Origin of the sequence: Buttiauxella sp. JUb87, assembly GCF_004361975.1 — a bacterium.
GTDB lineage: Bacteria > Pseudomonadota > Gammaproteobacteria > Enterobacterales > Enterobacteriaceae > Buttiauxella > Buttiauxella ferragutiae.
Genome location: NZ_SNVY01000008.1, coordinates 1 through 24105, shown reverse-complemented (window position 1 = coordinate 24105; position 24105 = coordinate 1). Strand labels below are relative to the sequence as shown.

At 51.9% G+C, this 24105-nt stretch carries 11 protein-coding genes; 3 read left to right on the top strand and 8 right to left on the bottom strand.

Going from position 1 to position 24105, the window contains the following annotated elements; translation table 11 throughout:
- Nucleotides 1–5: 5 nt before the first annotated feature.
- Entirely contained in the window at nucleotides 6–2981 is a 2976-nt protein-coding gene (locus tag EC843_RS20015) for a hemagglutinin repeat-containing protein (RefSeq protein ID WP_279535818.1), read from the bottom strand.
- A 435-nt stretch (nucleotides 2982–3416) separates the two neighbouring features.
- On the opposite strand from EC843_RS20015, the gene EC843_RS20010 reads away from it, so the two are divergent.
- Both EC843_RS20010 and EC843_RS20005 read left to right on the top strand, forming a co-directional pair.
- Nucleotides 3417–3761, top strand: a complete 345-nt coding sequence (locus EC843_RS20010) for a helix-turn-helix transcriptional regulator (RefSeq protein WP_064541016.1) — start codon at nucleotides 3417–3419, stop codon at nucleotides 3759–3761.
- A gap of 78 nt (nucleotides 3762–3839) precedes the next feature.
- Nucleotides 3840–4202: a SymE family type I addiction module toxin gene (locus tag EC843_RS20005; RefSeq protein WP_064541019.1), complete on the top strand. Its 363-nt coding sequence runs from the start codon at nucleotides 3840–3842 to the stop codon at nucleotides 4200–4202.
- A 53-nt stretch (nucleotides 4203–4255) separates the two neighbouring features.
- Here the strand turns inward: EC843_RS20005 and EC843_RS20000 are convergent, their stop codons facing one another.
- The 7 genes from EC843_RS20000 to EC843_RS19970 all read right to left on the bottom strand — a co-directional run bounded on the left by EC843_RS20000 (nucleotide 4256) and on the right by EC843_RS19970 (nucleotide 23150).
- Complete coding sequence (locus tag EC843_RS20000; RefSeq protein ID WP_064541023.1) at nucleotides 4256–4591, bottom strand: hypothetical protein; 336 nt, start codon at nucleotides 4589–4591, stop codon at nucleotides 4256–4258.
- Nucleotides 4591–5496, bottom strand: coding sequence for a DNA/RNA non-specific endonuclease (locus tag EC843_RS19995; RefSeq protein ID WP_208111331.1), 906 nt, complete (start codon nucleotides 5494–5496; stop codon nucleotides 4591–4593). The genes EC843_RS20000 and EC843_RS19995 overlap by 1 nt, the downstream gene beginning before the upstream one ends.
- Nucleotides 5497–5714: 218 nt before the next feature.
- On the bottom strand, nucleotides 5715–6248 hold the full coding sequence (locus EC843_RS19990; protein ID WP_064541027.1) for an immunity 42 family protein: 534 nt from the start codon (nucleotides 6246–6248) through the stop codon (nucleotides 5715–5717).
- Nucleotides 6249–6250: 2 nt separating this feature from the next.
- Entirely contained in the window at nucleotides 6251–18067 is an 11817-nt protein-coding gene (locus tag EC843_RS19985; RefSeq protein WP_133522940.1) for a hemagglutinin repeat-containing protein, read from the bottom strand.
- A gap of 11 nt (nucleotides 18068–18078) precedes the next feature.
- Nucleotides 18079–19725: a ShlB/FhaC/HecB family hemolysin secretion/activation protein gene (locus EC843_RS19980; RefSeq protein ID WP_232887097.1), complete on the bottom strand. Its 1647-nt coding sequence runs from the start codon at nucleotides 19723–19725 to the stop codon at nucleotides 18079–18081.
- Nucleotides 19726–19908: 183 nt separating this feature from the next.
- Complete coding sequence (locus EC843_RS19975) at nucleotides 19909–20787, bottom strand: diguanylate cyclase regulator RdcB family protein (RefSeq protein WP_121814495.1); 879 nt, start codon at nucleotides 20785–20787, stop codon at nucleotides 19909–19911.
- Entirely contained in the window at nucleotides 20784–23150 is a 2367-nt protein-coding gene (locus tag EC843_RS19970; protein WP_064541036.1) for a dynamin family protein, read from the bottom strand. The genes EC843_RS19975 and EC843_RS19970 overlap by 4 nt, the downstream gene beginning before the upstream one ends.
- A 383-nt stretch (nucleotides 23151–23533) precedes the next feature.
- Here EC843_RS19970 and EC843_RS19965 point away from each other — a divergent pair, with 383 nt between their 5' ends.
- Nucleotides 23534–23869 carry a zinc ribbon domain-containing protein YjdM gene (locus tag EC843_RS19965; protein WP_034492586.1) on the top strand — a complete coding sequence of 112 codons (336 nt, stop codon included), beginning with the start codon at nucleotides 23534–23536 and terminating at the stop codon, nucleotides 23867–23869.
- Nucleotides 23870–24105: the final 236 nt, after the last annotated feature.

The window sequence follows — 24105 nt, the reverse complement described above, 5'->3', positions numbered from 1 at the left end:
ATTCATCATTTATGTGTAATTTTCCCATCAAGCGAGATATTTAGGTGGGAACCATCACGAGTTGCCCAGCCTAACTGCGCCTTGCCTGTCCGAGATAACTGAACATCCCATTCAAATGCCTGACCAGCTGTGCGGGATGGACCTTTCACCCATTCATTACCAAACTTATCGAAATACCCATTATTTGGCCCTCTTGGTAACGGTTGTGACGCCGAATAATCTTCAGGCGGTACATAACGAATTTTTCCACTCGTTGGAAGCTCAACATATTTTATACGGCCTTTAGTCGACCATGGTTGAGCTGCCCCGCCAGTGCCTGCCGGGTTATAAGGCGGTTCTTCAACATACGAAATTTTATTTCCAGCAGTCGTCCCTTTTGCCGCATCAGGCTTAACGCTGCCCTTACCACCCTGAGCCGACTCATCACCAGCCACTTTGTAGCCCGCAATGATACTCACGATACCGTGCAACTGCATCGCATCGTCATAGGCTTTTTCAACTTCTGCCCACGGTTTACCGGTGCTCTGCGCTATACCGCTAATCGCCGCATCACGCGTGATATTCCCCGCATCCAGCCCTTCCATGATAGCAGCGGCATTCGCGTAGTCTTTCGGGAAAATATCTTTGTACGACAGGTTATATGTCGCTGCACCACCGTAACTGTCCAGCGCCGTCTGCGCCTTTATCACCAGTTGCGTACAGGCTGCGCTGCTTTTATTACCCTGCGTACAGATATCACCGATTAACGCATCACGCGCTTTATCCGTGGCATTGATATCTGCCAGCTCCTGCTGGAGTACCTGTCGTTCTTCCGGGTTCAGCTCGCCGTTTGCTAACTGATGTTCTACCTGCTTTTTGCGCTCAGCTTCTTTATGGTCCAGGTAGTTATAACGCACCGAATCCAGCGCCGTCGCCGCACCCGACATGGCACCGTTACTGCCCCCCGTCACACCGCCAACCGCTGCGCCACCCAGCGCCGCTGCCCACTGGGTTATCGCCGCTTTTTCATTCACACCCAGTTGAGTATTGCTGCTCAGGTAGTCATCAACAAATTGCCCCAGGGCCTCGCTGCCCATTCCCGCCAGGCCACCCGCCAGCGCATTGCCGCCGCCGAAGCTCGCCTGTATCGCACCTATCACTCCATGGATAGCCGCTTTCTCCGGGCCATCTGCCGCCCAGCCCATCGCTGCACCCAGGTCACCGGCATACTGGTTCGCCATCTGCCCGAACACCGCCGCCAGCTCCTGCTGCTCCTCGATTTTTTCCTTATCGAAGATTTTATCGATATGACCATTGGCGTTATCCGTATCGCGGCTCAGGTCCGCCACATCCTGCTGCTGGTGTTCCTTATCACGGATGGTAATAGTGCCTGCCGCAATGGCTGACTGCGTGATGCCCGAAGCATTATCGCTGGCTCCGATACCAATAAGAGGGACGCCACCCCCGCTGAACATCTGCCCGCCATGGCTGTCCTGACCTGTCGCTCCGCCCGCGCTGATGCCCTTGCTGCTGGCACTGTATTCAGCGTGGTTGTCGAGGCTGCTCCAGCCCAGCGTCCCGGTGTCGAGGCTGTTTTTGCTGGCTTCCGCCGTGCTGGCAATCACCGCACCATCCAGCTGCGTGTGTTTGCCGACGGTAATATCTAATCCTTTGTCCCCGGCAAATAACCCGCTCTGCTCGCCGACGCTGGCGTATTCACTGTCAGTTTTGCTCTGGTTGATATTCAGGCTGGCCGAGCCGGTCATCGAACCAAAGGTGAAACTGGCTCCGCCGCTCACATCTTTCTGTCGGCTGTGATACTCGTCCGTATCCTGCAGACTGCTGATGGTTAAATCACGCCCCACATCGGCTGTGATTTTGTCGCCCAGAGCCTGCGCACCGGAAATTATCGTGTCCCGCCCGCTGCTCATGCTCAGCTCATTGCTGGCATTCACCCGGCTGTTGATATATTCGGTGGTTTTACCGTCTGCGCTGCCTTTCGACTGAAAACCACTGGCTGACACACCTATCCCGGTTTCCTGTCCCAGCGAGACATGTACCCCGGCATTCCAGCCACTGCTATTATTTTTGCTGGTCTGCTCGCTGTTGTTGGTCGCAGCGTCCAGGGTCAGGTCATTCTGCGCAACCAGCGTGACGTTATGACCCGTCACACCACTGCCGCTGATATGCAGGTCGCCGCTGGTACCTTTCCCGCCGGTCGCCACCATGGTGACATCGCCCCCAGCCGTGAGTGTGCTGCCCCGCACCTGATTCTGTGTCGATTCGGACTCAAATTGACTTTTGCTGGATCCGACGCTGACTTCCACTTTCACTGCGTTCACATTGCCCTGCGCAGCCCCCCCTGCTATTGAGGAAGCGCCAGAGCCTGCGGCCCACGCATTTTCTGCTGTTTTAACTGCATACAACGCTTTAAGGCGGTCATCACTGACCTCTTCACCGCGTTTGAAGGTATCGTTGGCAGCCATCACGGCATCGGTCACGGCCGATGAAACCGACACCGTCACCCCACTTTGCTTCTGTTCATAACGTTCTTTACGGCGCTGCTGGTCATTACCGGCATCGACAATAATCTCGCCTGCTGCCACATTGAGATTTTTACCCGCCACCACATCCGCACCGCTGATATGTGCTGTGTTACCGGCAATAATGCTGACGTTACCGCCTGTGGAGCCAATAGTGCTGACACTCTGGCTCTGGGTGGTACCGTCTTCATTCCGTTCATGGAGGGAAGATTTGCTGCCAATAGTGACACCCAACCCGCCCGTCCCCATCAGACCACTGGTTTTCTTTTCCTTGAAACGATATGTCGACTGTTCATCTGTGGCTGCCAGGATGTTGACATCATTTCCTGCCTGGAGGGTTACCGAGCCATCACCCACGACACCAGAACCTTTCACGTTCAGGTCGTTACCCGCTGAGAACGAGACGTTATTTCCGCTCAGTGCAATGCCTTTTTCGTAGGTGGCGTAATCTTCCTCAATGGTGTGCGTGGTGGTTTTGTTCAGGAACCCTTTTTTGGTTTTGGTCTCTTCTTTGAAGTGGTAATCGCTTTCGGTGGCGGTTTCGAGATTGCTGATGCTGTTCTGGCGGACGAGTGCGGCTATTTATGCGCTGGTCAATACGATGGGAAAACAGCAATGCTACCGCCTGCAGGGATCGTGGAGCTGCAATCGTGGAAGTTTAGCGACTACCAAGTCTGACACATCTATTATTTGTTTTATTTATTAGTCAGTTATTACTCGTTCGCTTAACAATTACATGTAACTGCATCTACCATTTCGCTCGTTAATCCCCTTCAAAAAAAACCATATAGGACTTCATTTTAATACCACATATGGTATTGTTTGGAATGTATTTATGCCTGATAAGAAATCGACGTTAAGATGCGAAAACTAATTTACTACTGAGTATATTAAATGACCTTTGGTAAACGTCTCGCCTCTTTACGTAAGGGCAGAAAGCTGACGCAGGCTGTACTTGCGGACAAAGCAAGTTGTCATATATCGATGATTCGCCGCTATGAATCAGACGATGTTCAGCCCACGCTTGAGGTAATCCGCAATTTATCTCTCGCGTTATCAGTCAGTGCAGATGTGCTGGTTTTTGAGGAAGTTGAACAAAATCCTGATGATGAATTACGTTCGTTATTTCTGGCAGTTAACCAGTTCACTCAGGAGGAAAAGTCAGTGACAAAAGTACTACTGGAAGCACTGATTTTGAAACACGATGTTAATCAACGTGTAAGAAATGCGAAGGATTAGCAATCATAAAGGACGCGATGATCCAGTGTTGGAGCACTGAATCACCGCTAACCATAACCAACTATTACGGAGTTAATCATGGCTGAGCACGATTCTAAGTCAGAAGTTGTCACAACTGAAGCACCAGAACTAAAAACCCGCCGTTATACCGTGGGTTACATCCGCGACTGGCAGACCCACGAACCCGCACCGACCATCACGCTTAAAGGTTACTGGCTGGAAGATGCGGGGTTTACAACCGGTACACCACTGAAGATCCGCGTAATGCCCGGTTGCCTGGTGCTCACCGCTCAGGAACCGTTGCCTGTACCGCCGCCAGAGCCGGAGATCATGCAGACGCTGAAGAAGGTCTGTAAGCTCTCGGGCCGCAAGCAACAACAGATACTGGAGTTTATTGCGGTGATCACGGCTAAGCGACCACCAGTGGGGAAGTGGATCTGACGACTGGCTGACAGGTGAAAAAATCCCGGCTCGGTAGATGAGCCGGGTTCTTTTTATTCATAACGATATTCTAAATTGATTTTCATTTTTTCAAGATCAACTGTGACAAGACAACCATGCCATACAGGGAGATTGTTTGTAAGAGACTGTTCTAGATAGAATTTTCTTAACTCCACTAACTTTTCAAGAAGTAAGCTATCTGTAGCGGGTGTTCCCGGTAAAAACCATGTTTTTACACCTTCTTCATTAACATAATCATATAAAAACTTTGCATGATCGTTTTCAGGCGATAGCTCAGCATCCAAGAAAAGCATCTGAGCATCTTCAGGGGCTGACTCAAACAATATACGCCCAATTTCTGAGTACAACTCATCATCACGAGAAGTCATTATTTACCTCCTGGCGTATTATTAAAGATCTCCCTTATAGGGCGCTCATTATTTATTTGATAAGTTACAGTAAAGCTATCTGGCCGTTTATTATTTCCACTGTAGGATGGCTCAACTTTCACATTAATTTGCTTGCCATCCTTCAAGGCATTAGCCCACGTATTTTCCATCTGCTTCCAGGCACCTTTATTCAGATTGCCATTCATAGGAACAAGGTTAAGTTTTTCACCAGAGCCGTTGAAAATACTGGCTATAAGATGCCCACCTTCATCACCGTCAACACCACATTTCCCTGCTTTACATTGCTGATAAGTATTACGATCATTTTTAGACCAAGATAATGAACTCTCAACGCTCTCCGTTCTTCCTAAAGAGTCAGTTTTAAATGTTTTATTACCATCCAGTTTATAGGTCTTATTTGGCTGAGGATTGTTTAGTTCTTTGCTCCAGTTTCCTTTACTTCCAGAGACAGCAACAATCTCATCACTGGCCTGATTAATCAGTTTAGAGGCTGTTTCAAGGTCACCTGCTTTCAGTGCCTTTTCTGCTGCCTTAATCGCTTTACCCGCAGCGTCTCCCAACCCTGGGACAAGACCAATTACCGCTGCCAGATAATCAATCGCGCTTTCCGCCTCATGGAAGCCCTTGATATCACCGACAACCGGCACAAAATCAGCACCAAACGATGTTGTACCTTTCAGCGCTTCCCTGCGTTCATCGTACATTTTGGCTGAGCAGGTTTCTGCACTCAGCCCGCCGCAGTTTTCTTTCTTATAACGCTCGTTCTCCGCCTCAACGTACTCAGCAGCCTTTTGCTCCAGCGTCTTGCCTTCCGATTGTGCCTGCGCAATGTCACTCAGCGCATTATTCTCCACAACAACTTCTTCCGATACGGAGTCCGTCATCGTTCGGCATTTTCACTAGTGCAATCAGCACTTTACAACCACTTTTCGCCAGTGCATTTTCACACCGACAACTTTTTGCCTCGACGCGCTTTTTCAGCCCGTGACGCCATTTTCCCCTACATTGTTAAAGAGCAATACCAGCCACCGCCCCTTGCCACTCCCGGTGTGATCCGGTTGCAGCGGCGGGAAGTAGAATTATTTCAAGACTAAAACGCCAACTAAAATAAATAAGTTGAATATTTTTTCAAGCTTGTAATTATTTCACTTATCTCATTTTTTGGAATAGTTATATCCTCAATGACCGGACACTCTATATCCTCCCAGATCCTTCCATTATGCCCATCAACTAATTTCGTTATTTTCCCCCCAACAATCCTCACTGAACTTTCATTTGAAACAGCAAAGAAATAGGCCCCAGAGTCGTTGATGATCGTGGGGGAAGCACAAAAATCAAACACTTGCTCTGGATATTCATCATCTTGTGTCGATTCTGGGTATGCCAGTTTAAACAAGGCATCAAAAGCTTCATTTGTTGGTGCATTGAAAATTTCATCATTGCGTGGCTGAGAGATAAGAGCATTTTTTTTATCAGTGACATCATAAAAATCAATATCTAACGTTGATGTCCTGACATCTTCTGGATACATATTTCCATTTACAAAAAAATAAAAAAAACCATTCTTATAGGAATCACTCCACTGAGGAATACATTCTACCCAGATAGCAAAACGATACGGATCACCGAAAATCATATTTACCTCCATTTCCCAGGTAAACCAAACTCTTTTTTAACAGCGTTTGGTATATCACTTTTTTTCAATGGAACGGATGCATCTCCCGTACTTCCTGACCAATGCCACGAACCATCATTTGTATTCGTAAATTGATGTACGTTACCTTTTTCGTCTAATGCGTACCTCTTTTTCCCATTCTCTACTGAGTTACCAAACAATTGAATAGAGTTTGTAGGTTCGGTTCCGGCGTTTCTATTATATCCGACTTGACCAGGAGTATGTTTCCCATTCGATTGATAAACCAGCCCATTGCCAGCTTTCGTTGGGGTAGGCACAGGCATCGCGCTTCCCTTACCTTTACCCATACCGCCTGTAACAGCGGCCATGGCAACACCAGCCAAGATTTCAGCTTTCTGACTATCCAAGCCATACAATGTCTGGAGCTGTTGGGCAAACTCGGTGCTGTTAACTATTCCTGACTCGTCCATCTGCTGCATCAGCAAGACCGATAAGTCATTCTTCATGCTCCACGGGATATCTTCACCCAGCGCTTTGTCTATCGCTTCATGCACTAACATACTGTTAGCGGGGATATCACCGTATTTCTCTTTACAGGCCGCTGCATCCGAAGCGCAAGTTACAATTAACTCATTACGTTGCTTCAGACTCAGCTCTTCCATTTCCTGCACAATCTGAGAACAGTCACCACGAGCATCACAGCCCTTAGCCCTCGCTGCAAAATCATCTATCTGCTTGGCACTCAGATAGTTATTCTCCACCGTCGTCTTCCCTGCAATAGCCCCGGTCATCGCATCAGCAGAACTGTCTCCGGTCAGGCCGCCAGCCAGACCTGCGGCTATGCTTGCCAGCGCTGATACCGTCTGCTTTTCGGACTCATTCAGTTTATCGGCATCCCGTCCATACAAGCTGACGGCTATCATACCCGCCAGTTCACCACTCGCCGCACCTGCTGCTCCGGCTGCGGCATTTTTACCCTGGGCTGCAGCCAGAGCAGCGTTGACTACGGCATGCGCGATGACGCGTGACGCATCATCTGTGGTGCTTTTTTTCACCCACTCTGCCAGATATGGTGCCGCCCCACCCGCAATCGCCGCTTTCAGGTCACCGCCTGCCAGCCCCTGCAACGCCATCGTCGCCGCGCTGATACCCTGCTGAATGGCGCTGCCGGTCCCCCATTCTTTCTGTGCAGCTATGTAGCTGTCTGTCTTCGCGAGTTTAGCGTTGTACTCAGCCCATTCTTCTTTCGTCGCACCTGCTTCTGGCTCTTTTACCGGTGGTATCCGCTGCGCCAGTTCGGCCTTACCCGTTTTTATTGCCCAGATATCACCCTCAGTCCGCGCAATATCGCCCGCCTGGCTGCCGATTTCCCCCAGCGTCTGCGCTATCTCCAGCCGCTTTTGCTCTTTCTCTTTATCGAAGATTGGGCTGATGCTGCCATTTGCATGTTCAGTGTCGCGGCTCAGGTCTGCCACATCCTGTTGCTGTTTGTCTTTGTCGCGAATAGTGATACTGCCATCGGCTATCGCCGATTTCGTGGTGCCTTCCGCATCACCATTACCGTCAGCCCCCACCAGCAGTGTGTTCGCCATATTGCCTGCGAACTGGCTACCAATGCTTCCGCCCGTGCTGAAACTGCCACCGCTGTGGCTGACGTCATATTCCGCTTTGTTACCGATGTCACTGAAGCCCAGTGTCCCGGTGTCGAGGTGGTTTTTACTGCTATCTCCCGTGCTGGCAATAACCGCGCCATCCAGTTGTGTGTGATTGCCGACGGTGATATCAAACCCGCCATCACCCGCAAAAATACCGCTCTGTTCAACCACGGAGTCGTAGTTGCTGTGCATCTTGTCTTTACTGACACTCAGGCTGGCTGAACCACTCATCGAGCCAAAGGAGAAACTGGCCCCGCCGCTGATGCTGTCCTGCTTGCTGTCGTAGCGGTCACTGTCCTGCAGGCTGCTGATGGTCAGGTCACCACCAATATCCGCCACCACTTTTTTACCGCTGACCTGTGCACCGGCAAGTGTCGTGTCTTCACCACTGCGTATCGTCACCTGGCGTCCGGCATCCACCGTGGTTTCGTTCTGCTGCGTGCCGTTGCCGCTCTCTTTACCGTGTGACTTATTGCCGCTGGCGGAGACGTTGATCCCCCAGCCACCCGAACCGACACCAATACCGATGCCCACGTTGCCGCCGCTGCTTTTGTTACTCCCTTCCAGCAACTGGGTGTTCTGCGACGAGACCAGATTCACATCCCGTGCCGCATCAAGCCAAACATCCTTACCTGCCTTCAACTGGCTACCCGCCACACTGATATCACCACCTGTCGCGGTGACCGAAAGGTTATCTCCGGCGTTCAGTGTCGAGCCACTGGCAGTATTCTGTTCGTTGTGCGTTTTCGATTTTGACGACTGTGAACCGTAGGACAGGGTGATGCCGACCGTGTTGGTGTTATCCGTGTCGCTACCTTTGACGGTATCCATCCTGGCGGCCTGGTTTGCCTGTACGCCAGACAATACCGCCTGGGTACCTTTCAGCGCTGCCAGGCGTCCGTCGCTTTCGTCTTTCGCTGACTGGGCAGATGACACTGCACTGTTAACAGCACTGCCCACCATTCCAGACAATGCCAGTGTCAGACCGCTCTGGCTTTGCTCGTATTTTTCATCGCGGGTACGTTTGTCATGACCTGGATCGATAATCACACTGTCGCCGGTAATTGACAGGTCTTTGCCCGCAATTAAATCAGAGCCGCCGATATGCGCCTGGCCACCGGCATTAATGCTGACATTGCCGCCCGTTGAACCCACCGTGCTGGCGCTCTGACTCTGGGTGGTGCCTTCGTCATTCATTTCATGGCGGGATTTGTTGGTTCCGACGGTGATACCAATACCGCCGGTGCCCATCAGGCCGCTCTTCTTCTGCTCCTTCAGGCGATAAGTAGAATCCGTATTCGTCGCTGCCACTATGTCAACATTTTTGCCCGCACTGAGCGATACATCCCCGTCACCCACGACAGCCGAACCCTGTACCAGCAGGTTGTTACCCGCCGAGAGCGACACATTAGTCCCGCTCAACAGGGTGCCTGCTTCACGCGTCGCGCTGTCTTCCTCCACCGTATGCGTGGTGGTTTTCTTCAGGAATCCTTTTTTGGTTTTGGTCTCTTCTTTATAGTGGTAATCGCTTTCTGTCGCGGTTTCCAGATTGATGTCGCGGCCTGCGCCAATACCGATATCGCCGCTTGCCAGCACCTGCGCTGCTTCACTGTTCACATCACGTCCGGCGACAATCGTGGTGTTACCGCCGCTGGCGATTTCCGTGCTGTCCTGGCGTACCGACTCGTTGATTTCGACCTTTTTCTTCGCGTGGTAGCTGTTGCCCTCGGTAGTTTCAGCCGCCTGCAGATTCACATCACGACCGGCCTGCATTCCCACGTTGCCTTCGGCGGCGATGCCTGCCGCCTGGCTGTTGATGTCCTGGCCTGTAACCAGCGCCAGGTCGCCGCCTGCGGTGATGGTGGTGCGGGCATTGTCTGTGCTGTGGGTTTCGCTTTTGCCTTTTGAACTCGTTTCGCTGGTTTGTCCTGCGTTCAGGTTCAGGTCGTTGCCGGCAATCAGCGTGGCGTTGTTGCCCGCACTGGCTGAACTGGCTTCAATCGTGACATCGTTGCCCGCCTGAATACCCAGGTTGCCCCCCGCAGAAATCGTGCTGCCCTGCTGCGTGACCGATTCAGTACTGGTCGCCTCAGTGCCGCGGAAGCCTGACTGGCTATAGCCATGAGTGACCTGGTTTGCCGTTATTGCGATATCGCCCCAGGCATTCATCAGCAGATTGCCACCCGCCGCCACATTCGCCCCGGTTATGTTGATATTCTGTCCGGCACTCAGACTCAGGGCATCGAGTGAGGTAATGGACGCGATGTTGCCCACGGTCGTATCCACTATCCCGACATGGCCATTTTTACCCCCGGTACCAAGACTCCAGGTGCTGGTCTGCGTGATGTTGTTGATGCTGCCGTCGAGGCTTTCAAGCTGGACGGTTTTGCCACTGATGGTTGAGCCGATGTTGTTGATATCGCCCAGCGAGCTCAATCCCAGGTTGCCGCCAGCATGAATCAGGCCGTTGTTGAGGTTGCTGATGCTGTTGCCGCTGTCGATGCTCAGGTTATTTTTCGCGGTGATGCTACTGCCGCTGTTGGTGATGTTGCCGCCCGCCAGCTGGACGTTGTTACCGGAAATCACGCTGCCGTTACTGACCGTCACATCTTTTGGCGAGAGATAAACTTTCGGCACCATCACCCTCTGGCCGTTAATGGTCGTCGCTTCCCACCACAGAATACTTTTATCGAGTGAAGCGATTTGCGCCTGCGTGAGCGCGATACCAAATGCCAGCCCCAGCGACTGCTGTGCAAATGCCGCGTTGTCCATCAGATACTGCATCTGCGCAAGATCTGAACCGATGCCGTTGATGTAGCGATTGCCCGTCTGATTCAGCATGAAGTTGCTGACGTAGCGTGTATCAAACGCCGCATCGCCGAGGAAACGGTAGTCGTATTCCGGGTGCAGGTTCAGGCGAGCCAGGAAGTAAGACGAACCGAGGAATTTATTCTGATCGGTATAAGTGCTGCTGGTTTCCCGCGGGGCTTCGCCCGGTTTCATACCCATCATGGTGTAGAGATCGCCAAACAACGAAGGATCAAGCTGGCCGAGACCATCGAGTTTCGGGTTGGTGGTGATCAGATACGGGCTGTTAGGATCTGTGGAAACAACGAAGTAGCCATTCTGGCCGCTCGGCAATGGGTAAGCGCTGGTATCAACCGCTTTGCCAGCATGATTGTTCAGGCTACTGCTACCTGGTTTCACCAGCGCAGCATTTTGCATAGCAGGGTCCGCGAGATCGCCTTGTGAACCCAGCCCGGCGTTGCCTTCTGCTGCGTAATCTCTGGAGGAAAGATCGGCCGAACTGTTATCCAGATTACCGCCACCGTTGATTTGCTGGATAGCGTTTTGTAGTTGATCCTGCCACTGCGGCGTACCCGGCGTAAGGTTATCGGCGCTGGCGAGGCTTTGTTTCTGAACACCGCTGTCAATGTTCTGGTTGCTCAGCGTATTCAGGGTTGGCGCAGAAATCGTGTTGCTGATGCCACCCGTATTCGCCGTAGAAAGGGTGTTGCTGATATCGGTGGTGAAGTTGGCTGTGACATTGCCGCCCGCCTGAATGACGGAGCGGTAAATGTCGCCGGGCGTAGATTCGGTTGTTTTGCCTTTAAGGATGAATTCGATTTTGTCGCCGCTGCTGGAGTTCTCATTTTGATAAACCCAGGAGTCGGTATCTGTCCCTGCCTGCCACGACTGGTTTGACAGCGTGGAGCCCGTCAGGTCAATGTTTCCGTCGCCGAGAATGACGCTGGCATTGTTATCCAGTCGGTCAGCGTGAATCGTCAGATTACCGCCTGAGCGTATTCCGGCCACACCTCCACTGGCGGAAACGACTGTTTCCGTCTGGCTGGCTGCAAAGTACTGCGTGGCAAACTCAGGTTTCATGTAATAAGTCGTTTGCGCAGGCACCGTCACGCAATGCGTATTGGCCACCCCGGTACACCTTTCCCACGCAGGAATGGTGATTGCGTAATAACTCCCGACCGGAAGCTGGCTCAACGGGAGCGTAATCGTGGCATTACCCAGCCCGCTGATTTGTGCTGGATTAGGTGTTGTGGTGGTGGATGTTGTCAGGCCGTCGCGCTGATTCAGCAGGTGCGCAGTATTGAGGGTGATATCGCCGTTTGTTGTCTCAATATTCCCGGACGTATTGATGATTTCTGCGCTTACCGCACCACTGGCGTCCTTCTGCATCACCAGGTTGTTGCCCGCCAGAATATCGCCACGCGTATTTTTGATGCTGTCTGCCAGCAGGGTCATATTGTTGCCCGCATACAGCAGCGCGGTGTTAAGCAGGGAGCCGGCGGCCTGCGCGGACAGGCTGCCGCGGGTGCCGGTGAAACCGTTGAGGATAATATCGCTGGCGCTGGTCAGGACCACGTCGCCACCGGCCTGCAGCGTACCCGCAGCATTCATATTGATACGGCTGCCGCTCAGGTTGCTGGCAGCACTGCCTGCAGTGAGTTGCCCGTTGTTGGTCAGCACGCCACCCGCACCAATGTTCAGCCCCTGGCCCTGCATCACGCTCTGGTTAGTGATGTCGCCGTTGCTGGTCAGCGTCAGCACATTGCCCGCCGCCATCACGTTGCGCGTGGTAAACGCATTCGTCAGGCCGACGGTTAAATTACCGAGCGCCACCACCTGGCCAAGCTGATCGAACCCGGTACTGCTCAGTACCAGATTCCCCCCGCTGAAGAGTTTCCCGGCGGCCTGAAGATTGACCTGACTGGCGTTGATATTGAGCTGGTTGTTGCCGAGCAACGTCCCGCTGTTGGTCAACACCTGATAATCAGAAATCAGGTTCGCGGCCTGCACGGTGCCCTGATTGCTGAGGCTGTTCCCCTTCAGGTTCATCTGCTGGTCTGCCAGCAACGTCCCACTGTTGGTGGCGTTTGCGGCGTTGAGCAGCAGCGTGGTTGCCTGTAGCCAGTCGTTATTGGTCAGGCTTGCAGTGTTGAACGTCAGGTCGCCTGCGAACAGCAGTTTGCCGTCGTTTTGCGCTGAGCTGACGGCGTCAATGCGTGAGGAACCCGCCCCCTGCACAATGCCGTAGTTGATTAAATTCGCCGTGGTGATGTTCAGCTCGTTCTGGCTGAGGAGTGTGCCCGCCGCACGGTTAGTCAGGTTGCCAGTGAGCGAAAGCGTCAGCGCATCATTGCCCTGGATACGCCCCTGGTTATCCAGTGTGCCACTGGTGATGTGTGTGTTGTTACCCTGAATGCGCCCGAGGTTAGTCACCGAAGTGGCATTCAACGCCAGTGCGCCACCCGTCAACAGGGTTTTGTCCTGCTGCTGCGTAAACGTGCCGTTGAGCGCCACGGTCAACCCGTTAACACCGCTGATCTCGCCGTTGTTATTCAGCGTGGTACCGCGCAGCATCAGGTTTTGCGCAATCCACTGCCCGTTGTTTGTAAGGTTCAGCGCCTGTAATGCCGCATTGCCACTGGCGGTGATTTTGCTGCCCGTCCCGGAAATCAGGTCGCCGGACAGTGTCAGGTTCAGACCGTCGGCACTTTGAATCGCGCCGTTGTTATTCAGATTGCTGGCGTTCAGCAGGATGTGATGCCCCTGCCAGACTCCGCTGTTGACGATATTGCCACCATTAATTTTCAGCACGCCCTGAGTTAATAGCTGGCCGTTCGTGTCGTTGTTCAGCTCCAGCAATGGTGCTGAAAATGTCAGTGCATTCAGGCCGATAAGTGTGCCCTGATTGCTGATTTTATTCTGCTGAGCGGTGAGGATTTTTCCCTGAATCGCACGACTGTTATTGAGCGTGCTGCCTGCCAGCGACATATCGCCTTCGCTCAGCAGCGAACCGTTGTTATTCAGGGTTTGCGCCTGAATCGTTGCCTGTCCTTTGCTGAGGATGTCGCCGCTGTTAGTCAGCGTGTCATTCACGTTGGCAGTCAGGCCGCTGGTCGCAATGACCGTGCCGCCGTTGCGCCAGTCGTTCGCGCTGAACTGGTTTTGTCCGCCCTGCAGCAGACCTTCTGTAGCAAGATTTTGCGCGTTGAAAGTCAGCATGCCGCCGGTAAGAACACGGCCGTTCTCGCCAGTAGTGATGTCGTCTGCGTTCGCATTCAGCCAGTCGCTGCCCTGCCACAATCCGTCATTCGCCAGGCTTGTCGCATTTAAATCCAGGCTTTGCCCGATGACTTTGCCACTGTTGTTAAAAATGCCAGCGCTAAGTGCGACAGCCTTCTGACTCCAGATTTGGCCGCCGTTAAACATGTCGCCATTTACGCGAGCGGTGAGGCCGTTCACGCCGATGAGCGAACCGGTGCTGGTGAGGTCGTTCAGGGTTAACGAGAGCAAATTCCCCTGCAAAATGCCGCTATTGCTTAACGAGTCGCCGTGAAGCAGCAAATCGTTCGCCGCCACCAGGCCTGCGTTTTCGAGATTACCGTTCAGTGTCGCGTCGTTCTGTGCCAGTAAACGTCCGCCAGCCTGGTTGATAAACGGCCCGCTGAGCGCAAGGTTCATGTTTTTAGCCGCGATATCACCGCTGTTATTCAGTTCATTGCCCGTCAGTGTCAGCAGGTCGTTCACCTGCAACAAACCGGCATTGTTCAGGCTTTGTAAGGCGAGAGTGAGTGCCCCGCCGCTCACCAGTTGCCCATTGCTGCGGTTAATCAGGATCGGCGTTTTAAGCTGTAACGTGCTGTTGCCTTGCAGCAGCCCGTTGTTATCGAGGTTTTGTGTTTCAACACTGAGGTTATTTGCCGCCAGTTTGCCACTGTTGACTATGCTGTTTGCGGTCAGGCTGGCATCCTGCTGGCTGACTAAAGTACCGCTATTGATCAGTGCGTGACGGGTTATGGCATCCAGTTTATTTTGCGCCTGCGCAACACCACCGTTTTGCCAGTCTTGCGCATTCAGGGAGATATTTTTTCCCTGCATCAAGCCCTGGTTATTCACCGTCTGTCCATCAATTGCCAGTGCGCCGCCGCTCAGCAGTTGACCGTTGTTTTGATTAGTGAACGTCTCGCCCTTCAGGCTCAAATCAAGATTGCCTTGCAGCAACCCGCTGTTCATCAAATCGCCACGGAAAGCAAGCACGTTTGCCACCAGCATTCCGCTGTTTTCAAGGCTGCCACTGTCGATTGTCAGCCCTTGTTTCCCCAGCATTTTTCCCTGGTTTTTAAAGTCATTCGTCACCCTGATGGTGCCGTCCAGTTCGCTTAACGCATTGCCAGTGTTGATCCACTCGCCGCTCGCCAGATCCAGATTTTTCCCCTGCATCAGGCCCGCATTCGTCAGGCTGCTGGCACGCAACACCAGTTTGCCGTTGCTTAAAAGCACACCCGAATTCTGGTTATCAAGGGTGCGGGTCGTCAGTGTCAGCAGGTTCAGCCCTTGCAACGCGCCGCTGTTGGTCAGCTTCGACAGGTTAATATTCGAATCACTGGCGGTAATCACGCCCGCGTTAGTGAGCTCCTGGGTGGTCAGCGTGAAAGTGGTCGCTGCATTGAACACTCCAGTCTGGGTATTCGTCAGTTGCTTCGCGAGATTCAGCACGATGGCTGTTGCCTGCAATGTTCCGGCGTTCACGAAGGAATCTGAGTCCAGCGAGAAATCACCCGCGGTCAGAATATTGCCCTGGTTGCTGAAGTTTTTTACCATGAGATCCAGCGCCGCATCACCCTGAAGATCGCCGGTGTTAGTGAGCTCATCGCTCTGAATCGTCAGGTTTTTGGCAGCAACTTGCCCGCCGTTTTCAAGGGTTGATCCTTTGAATTGCAGGTGTTCTTGCGCCAGCAGTCGCCCGTTATTGGTCACGCGAGCCGTGCCCGCCGTCATATTCACAGAGTTAATTTCGCCACTGTTGGTGAGCTGATTACCCTTCAGCGTCAACCCAGCATCGCTCGTGATAAGCCCGGCATTGAACAGTGTCGGAACCGTCAGCACAAAATCCTGTGTACTCCAGACCGTGCCACCCGCCAGGTTATTCAGATTATCAACGGCTAAATCCAGAGCCTGAGTGCCCTGCAACAGTCCACTGTTGGTCAGGGATAGACCCTGCAACGTCAGCGCTGAAGCAATCAACGCGCCGCTGTTATTGAACTGGTTACCGCTCAACGTCAACGCGGAATCGGTTCTGAGCGTACCGGCGTTTGTGAAGGTGGGAATGTTAAACGCCAGGTTTTGCGAACTGTACAAATAGCCGCCAACCTGGTTATCCAGCAGTTGCGCAGAGAGGCTTAATGCCCTGTCGCCCTGCAGCAGGCCGGTATTGACGATAGTCTGGCTGGTGAGGCTGAGTTCCGGTGCCACCAGGGAGCCGCTGTTGTTGACGTTGCCAGCATGAATATTGATAGCAGCGGCATTAGATTTACCGTTATGTGACAGGTTATCTGCGCGGATAGCGAGATTGCCACGGGCAGCTTGTGTGCCATTCAGCGTGGCATCTGTGGTGTTGAGCGTAAGCTGACCATCGCTTTGCAGCTGCGCATTTTGTTGGCTGGTGAGTCGCTGAGCCTGCACCGCAAGGTCGCCCTTCGCGATAACTTCGCCATCAAGATTGGCATCGTCAGCATTCAGGGCAATATTGCCCTGGCTGGTGCTCAACGAGCCGTTTGCGGTGGTCAGGGAATTAGCCTTCACCGTCAGCGCATTTTTGCCCGACAGCGTGCCATTTTGCTGAATATTCCCCGCGATAACCGTTAACGCGTCATCACTGAGGATTTGTCCGCTGGCCGCGTTATTCAGCGTGTTGGTCGCGTTGATACTGGCACGGCCTTTGGCGCTCAGCGTGCCGCTTTGTTCGAAGGTTTGGGTGGCGAGATCCAGCTCACCGCCGCTCAGCATCTGGCCCTGATTGGTCAGAGCACCGGCGTTTATCGCCATGTTTTTCTGGCTTTGTACGGTGCCGGTATTTTTCAGCGTGCTGGCGTTAAGTTGTGCGGCACCATTGGCGGTAATATTGCCGCTGTTGGACAACGCACCGCTGTTTAAAGTGACATTATTTCCGGCAACCAGCTGGCCGTGGTTATCCGTCGTACCGGCGACTTCAGCCGCGATATCACGCGCAGCGTCAGCACGGCTGCTGCCATCCTGAGTTAAATCATGTGCTTTGAGATTAAGATTGTTTCCGGCAGTCAACGTCGCACTGGATAAGCTCAGCTTGCCATCACTGTTCAGGACAATATTGTTGTCGCTGACAAAGGTGCCACTGTTAAGCGCAACGTCCTGCCCGCTAACATGGATATCGCCGCTGGCTTTGTGTTCTCCGCTCAGTGCAACGCTCTCACCTTTTGCCGTCAGGCTACCGCTGGCGAGGCTGTTTTTAACTGTCAGTTTGCCATTCGCATCAAGGGTAATATCCCCCTGGCGGGCATTCAGGTTGCCAAGGTTGACCCCGACACCTTTGTCGCTGGAAACCAGGTGAATACGGTTGGCGTACATGCCGCCAAGCGCGCCGGCGTCCACCGCAACAGCCGGTGCCGCGCCTTCACCGGCAATTGCCGTTGCGCGTCCATCAGGCGTGACGCGGTTGGCTCCGGCAATGACCGTTAAATCTTTGGCATGAATGTCCGCGTTGATTTCCGTGGCACGCGAGATTATCGACAACGCATCAGACTGACTGGCATCCAGCCCTTTCCCTTCAACGGTGATAGAACCTTTTGTGACATCAAGAGATTGCAGATTACCGCTGGCATCCAGTACCGGTTTCCCGGTGGTCAGTGTCGCGTTCGGCGTGTTGATAAATCCGCAGCCATTACAGGTGATCCCGTAAGGGTTGGCGACCATCACGTTGGCCGCTTTGCCTGCCACTTCGGTGTAGCCCTGAAGCTGCGAGCGGTTCGCGCCCGTCACTTCATTGATGATGCCACGCGCTTCCTGGCCTGCTTTCAGGTTCGGGTTGTTCTGGATAATCCCGCCAAGCTGCGTCTGGTTGAGTTGGCCAGTGGCATTGTTGAGGATTAAGCCCTCTTTGCCGACGTTGTAATCCTGATACTGGTTATGGGATATCCCCGCGCCGTTGGGCGTGGCGATGTTCACCACCGGCACCCCGTTCCCGGCCTGGTCAATTCCGGTGGCACCATTGGCGGGGGTCGGTGCGGCAAATGCCGGGATAACAGGCTGTCCGGCGAGTAAGGCGCAAATCAGGTAGCTCAACAGGCGCTGTGCAAAACAAACGGGTTGCTGATGATTGTCCATAATCTTTGGCCTCACAAAACAATGCTAATGCGGTAATAAATGCTGAGATGGTCAGGCGCTAACCAGTCCGGGTATTTGACAGGTGTTCCCACCGTGAACTGGCTGGCGTAATAACGGTTGGTGCTTGATAACCCCACCGCTGTCCCCCACAACGTGCCGGATGCCCACGGGTCGTGTTTATCTTTTTGTAGCCAGCCACCATCAACGGCAACGACGCTGCTGACCTGGCCAATAAATGGCAACGTGAACAGCACATAGTTGAGTTCATTGCGCAGGTAACCGCCGTTATCACCGGATAAATACTGCTCTTTAAAACCGCGCACCGAGCTTTCACCACCGATAGTCAGGCGTTCGCTGCCATACAGCCGGTCGGGTGACCACTGCCCGTAGAAACTGGTCAGCCACCATAAATCGTTCGCCACCGGGCGCTGGAAGCTGCCGTTGACGCTCCATTTTTTGAACTCAGCTTTTGGCAGAGCGTCGTTTTTACCGTGGTCGTTTTCCGCCCCCAGCCAGGGCACGCCGTGGCTGAATGTGGGGTTCAGCGTGGCAACACCACCGAAGATTTTTTGCGTGTGGTTCAGGCCAAACAACAGGCTGGTCAGCTTGCGGCTGCTGCTGTCGAGCAGTACATCGTTAAGATAGTTACGGCTGATTTGATGTGTCAGGCCAACTGAAGCGCCGGTTTTGATGTCGCCGTCGCGGAACAACACCCGCGAGGCGGTAAAACGGTGTGACTGGCTGTCGCCCGTTGACGCCCAGCCAAAGCCATTGTTATTAATGGTGCTGAGGTAATTGCTCCAGCTGTAGCTGTAATCAAACAGGTTATAGCCGTAAGGTACGCTCAGTCCTGCCTGCACACTTTGTGCATCATGCGAATCAGAAAAATCACTGCTGCGCGCGCCGCTAATAAACCATTTATCGGCAATGCCCAGCAGGTTATTACCCGTCAGCGCCCCGTTAAGCTGGCCAGTACCGGTACTTTTTTGCCCGCTGTTATCAAAGCCCAGCGAGAGGCCGAGGGGAAATTCAGGCGTCGCGGTGAGGTTAACGATGGAATAGCCTGGTTTGCTGCCAGGCAGAATTTCAATCTGCACCGGATTGCTGCGCAGGCGGTTGATTTGTTCCATGCCCTGCTCAATGTCACGCAGGTTGAGGATTTCACCTTCAAGGCCAGGAAAGGCCATATATAACTGGCGGGAAGAACTGCCTTCCAGGCGTATTTTCTCAAGCCGCCCCTCCATCACCGCAATGTTTAATTCACCCTGTGATAAATCCTGCTCAGTGATAAAAGCACGGCTGATAATATATCCTTTCTGAATATACCAGTCGGAAATATCCCGCGTTAACTGCGTGATCTTATCCATTCCAATACACTGATTGATATAAGATTTTTTAAATTCAGTCTGTTTTTTATCGGAAAGCAGTGTTGCATTATTGATATTGATGGAATGAATATTAAAACAGGGTCCAGCGCGGGTCACCGGTTCAGTTACAGCAGGTTGACGTAATGGAACAGAACGTTGTAATTCTTCCCTTTGCTGCTGATTTTGTTGCAATAAACCCTGTTGTTCCTGGCGAATAAGGTCGCGATCCGCAGGGCTAAGCGGTGCAGAAAATACCGGGGGAATAAATAGCAAGACACAGAACGTGAAAATGCTAAGGGTGCAATTATTTTGAATGCGCAATTATTTCGTCCATGAACAATAATGCCGACGCTAAAAAGACCCCGCATAGACACAATATTTAATAAAAATTCACAATATGATAAATGTGAACACATCCTTTGGTCACATTCAATACAAAATATATATATTTAGGATAATTGCGGTATTCATTTTTTATTTAATCAGAACTTCATCAACCATCGCGCTACCCAAACGCATTGCGGAACATATTCGTGGCATTCCCAATGACACGCCGCGGTGGGTTTGGGTGGTCGCAAAGCTCACGGGTTGCTTTTCGCAGTCCGAATCGTCACCAAGCCATGCCAGCGCTTCTTTGCTTTCCATCATTTCCGGTGTGGACGGAAACATCAGCCATTCATAGTAATAATGACGTGTGCGAACAGACGCATTCACATCGTGCGCTAATTGACTGATAGCCAGCGCACGCACTTGTTCAATTAGCTCGCTAGCCTGCAATGAATGACCAAAGCGCACCGCATCGCCAAATGCCCCCCAGTACAACTCTTGCAGCGCGACATAACAGCGCCCGGCGGGGGAGAAACTGAGGTAATGTCCGGCCTGCCAACGGGCGAAAACCTGCTCGCAATGCACAATGCCCAAATGTGTCAAATCCGTACCGTGTAATTGCGTTTCCAGTTTACCCACACGCTGCGCAAGCTGCTGCTGCACTTGAGATAATTGCTGGCGGGTGATGGTTGAGTCGTTGGCCAACCGCACTGAAGCTGCCACTAAAGCCGTGACACTTTCATAGACTTTGACCAGCGCGTGGTGCTTTTTCCCCACCCGCTGACAAAGCTGTCCGAGCATCGCCATCGTCACTTCAGGCGTATCCATCAACACCTCGTCCAGCGCCCATTTTTGCAACTGACTCTGGCCGATAAATTCACCAATCAGCCGCTGATAAAATGCTTTGCTTTGCTGGCTGTGCCATGGTTCACGCGTGACACCACTATTCTTTGCAAAATCGACGACAAATTTTTCAGCGACACATTCCAGGGCGCGAGTTGGCGTTCCAGGTAATAAATTGCTCATGGTTGTTCTACCGTAAATAGCGTCTGAATATCATCCCGCAGCAGGCGGGTGTCCTCATGGATATATCGCGTGGTGCGTAAGCACTGCTGGAGCTGTTGGCGCAAGGCCGTGACCGCATCTTCATTTTGCTGGCGTGCTATCAGGCTTTGTTGCAGGTTCAGATGTATGGCGTCCAGTGCTTGAGAAAAATCAGCAAAGAAGGCCGTCATTCCCTCGCTCACGGCATATTCAATTTGCACAGTCATGGTCTGATTGAGCTGCAACAGAAAGCTGGCAATGTGCTCACTCAGCTTGCGCTGCACATCAGGCAGGGAAATCACGTAGCGGCTTTGCATCACGGTGTAACCTTCCCAGCCCCATTCGTCGCTATTCAGCCAGCGCGCAACGGTGCCACGCATCCCTGCCGGGCGGCGTAACTGTGCGACAGGAATATCCTGCTCCTCAATCAGCTGGTTAAATGCCTGATTGGCATTGAAATTTAATAACCCGACGTGAAACACTGGCAGGCTGATATTAGTGCGAAATCCGGCCTGGGTTAGCCCTTGAGCGACGCGAGCTTCAATCGGTTTTAAGGTATTACGCAGCGTATCCGCCAGTTCGACTTCCAAAAAACTGAACAGATGCATCAGCTCCTCAGTCATCTTTTCCTGCGCCGCGGTGAGGATTACCTCGCATGAAGCACGGATTCTGTGTAGCGCAATTTGCGCCGATTGTTCATCATCAAAACTCAGCGTTTCATTGCGGGCATCAAAATCGATTCCGCGACGCGTACCAAACGACAACGCCTGACGGGTGAGTTTTTCCGGCACCGTACCTTGCAGGAAATAGTCCGCAATATTGGCATTAATTTGCAGCTCATAACGGCGGATGAAATCCTCCATCGTTTGCACAGCCTGGTTTACATTGCTTTGTGCAACTGCACTGGCCGACTGCTGGCTGTCGGTCGCCAGACGCATGTCATCTTCAAGTGCTGCGATATTGCGCTGTAATTGTTCACTGGCAATGCGCAACCCCTGGCAGCGGAAATTCAGGTAATCTTCCGCGCCCTGCGTGTAGACCAGTAATTTCTGGCAGGCAGAACGCAGCGCGTACATCGAGGCGTTAGCATGTGCGGCATGCAGCACTTTTTTGATTGGGAAGGCAAACTGCGAGTCCTCCCACAATAATTCGGCTGACTGGCGCAAACTCTCTGAATCAATGAGATCGGTACTACGCCAACGGCGGCCCAGCGCCGCATCGGCAAAATCTTGCACCCAGCGATGTTCATCGGGATCCGGCAACATACCGTGCAATGCCAGTTCATGACGGGCGCGGTTGGCTAAATATCCCCACATTGAAGAGACGGGGAAAACATGGTTTGGCTCAATCATCCCTTTCATCAAGGTGCCTGAAATCAATGTCTTAACCTGTGCTTCGTCGTCGCCATTGCGGTCTTTTTGATCGAACTTGTTCACCAGCACATACAGCGGCACCGAAGAACTAGCACCTAATATCGCTTTTCGCACGTCTTCATCAGAAACCGACTTCAGTTGGGTGTAATCCAGCACCGCCAGCACGGCAGAGGCTTGCGCCAGTTGCTCCTGGAGCATTTTTTGCAGATGCGGTTGCCCGGCTTCATTTGGGCCAGGAGTATCTAATAAAGTCAGTTGCCCATAGCTTTCATTAATTCCAGCTAAATGGACAAATTCCACTTCAATGACCGGAACATGCTCAATTGCGGCATAGGCTTTAAATGGAAATGCGACATCCAGTGCTTTGGATAAGCGCACTAAATCATTCAGGCTTTTCAGGCAATGAAAAATAGGCTGAGCACCAAGATAATGCTTAGCAAAAGATTCCCCCATGGTTATTCTGGTTAATAACCCCGCCATATCCCGATCAATTTCCAGATGCCTGCCCAACGTTTCTCTTTCGGTTTGTTGCAAGCGAAGTTGCAAGGCCTGCATTAATTCCTCGATGGGTTGCACGTACGGGAAATGCAGCACCGGCTCACGCTGACCAGGCGTGTGGCGAATCAATGTGGGTAACGCTGTCATCGGGCGATTACGGTTTGGCAGGACTTCGGTGCCAATAATGGCGTTGATGGTAGTCGATTTCCCCGCTTTCACCGTCCCGACGATTGCCAACACCATTTCATGTTGGGTGATTTTGCGTAGCTCATTTTGCAACAACGCCTGCTGCACCTGAATGCCACGCGGACAAAACTTAGGAGGAACAACCGACCCCGTCGGCGATTGCCCAAAATAATTCTCGTCTTGCTGTGTAGTAAAAGAGGTCGTTTTTAAGGTATTGAGATTTTGCAGCGCAAGTTGCAATAACCGCTCAGCCTCCTGACCTAACTCAAATATTGCTTGTGTGTGCATAAAAAATCCTTCCTTAAATCAAATTATCCGGATTTTTATAAAGTCATTTATTTTCTTACCGATTAAGTACCGACATTTATAATTACACGCAGGAATCATTAATTCGATAATGTTATATTAAAGATGTTTTATTTATATAGATAAAATCTGATCAGACAACCAGAGGAAAATACAATAACGCATTTTGATAAACTAATTGTGTATTTTCATCGCGAATTTAGCAATTGATTGCGCAGTGAAAATATTTCTTTTTGTTTTCCTCCTGGCCCATGCGATAAGGCACAGCGGCAATCATCCACACAAAAACCAGGTTTTAATGTATAATTTCGCCACTTTTGCGGGAAACCGCTATTTTTAAAGCTATGACTCCAGAGATGACGAATATGACACTCCCTCATTGCCCAAAATGCAATTCTGAATACACCTACGAAGACAACGGTATGTTTATCTGCCCTGAATGCGCGCATGAATGGAATGATGCAGAACCCGCCCAAGACAGCGACCAACTGATTGTTAAAGATGCCAATGGCAACCTGCTGGCTGATGGCGATAACGTCACCGTAGTAAAAGATTTGAAAGTGAAAGGCAGCTCTTCAATGCTGAAGATTGGCACTAAAGTGAAGGGTATCCGTCTGGTTGAAGGCGACCATAACATCGATTGTAAAATTGATGGTTTTGGTCCGATGAAGCTGAAGTCAGAGTTTGTGAAGAAGAACTAAGTAAATTCCCCTATCGCCAAGGCGGTCTCTTGTACACAACTCTCCCTGGCAATCTTGTCAGGGTGAGATCTGTAAGCCTCGCTGATTTTCCGTTCACCCGTGCGTTCAGTTATCTCTTTAATCCCCGAAAACGGTGAACGCATCAAGGGGTTAACGCCAACCCCTTGATAATCCAGGCGCCCGGCAAATCAATCGCCGCTAAAGCGGTAAACACCGTTTTTCACCCAACATTCGGG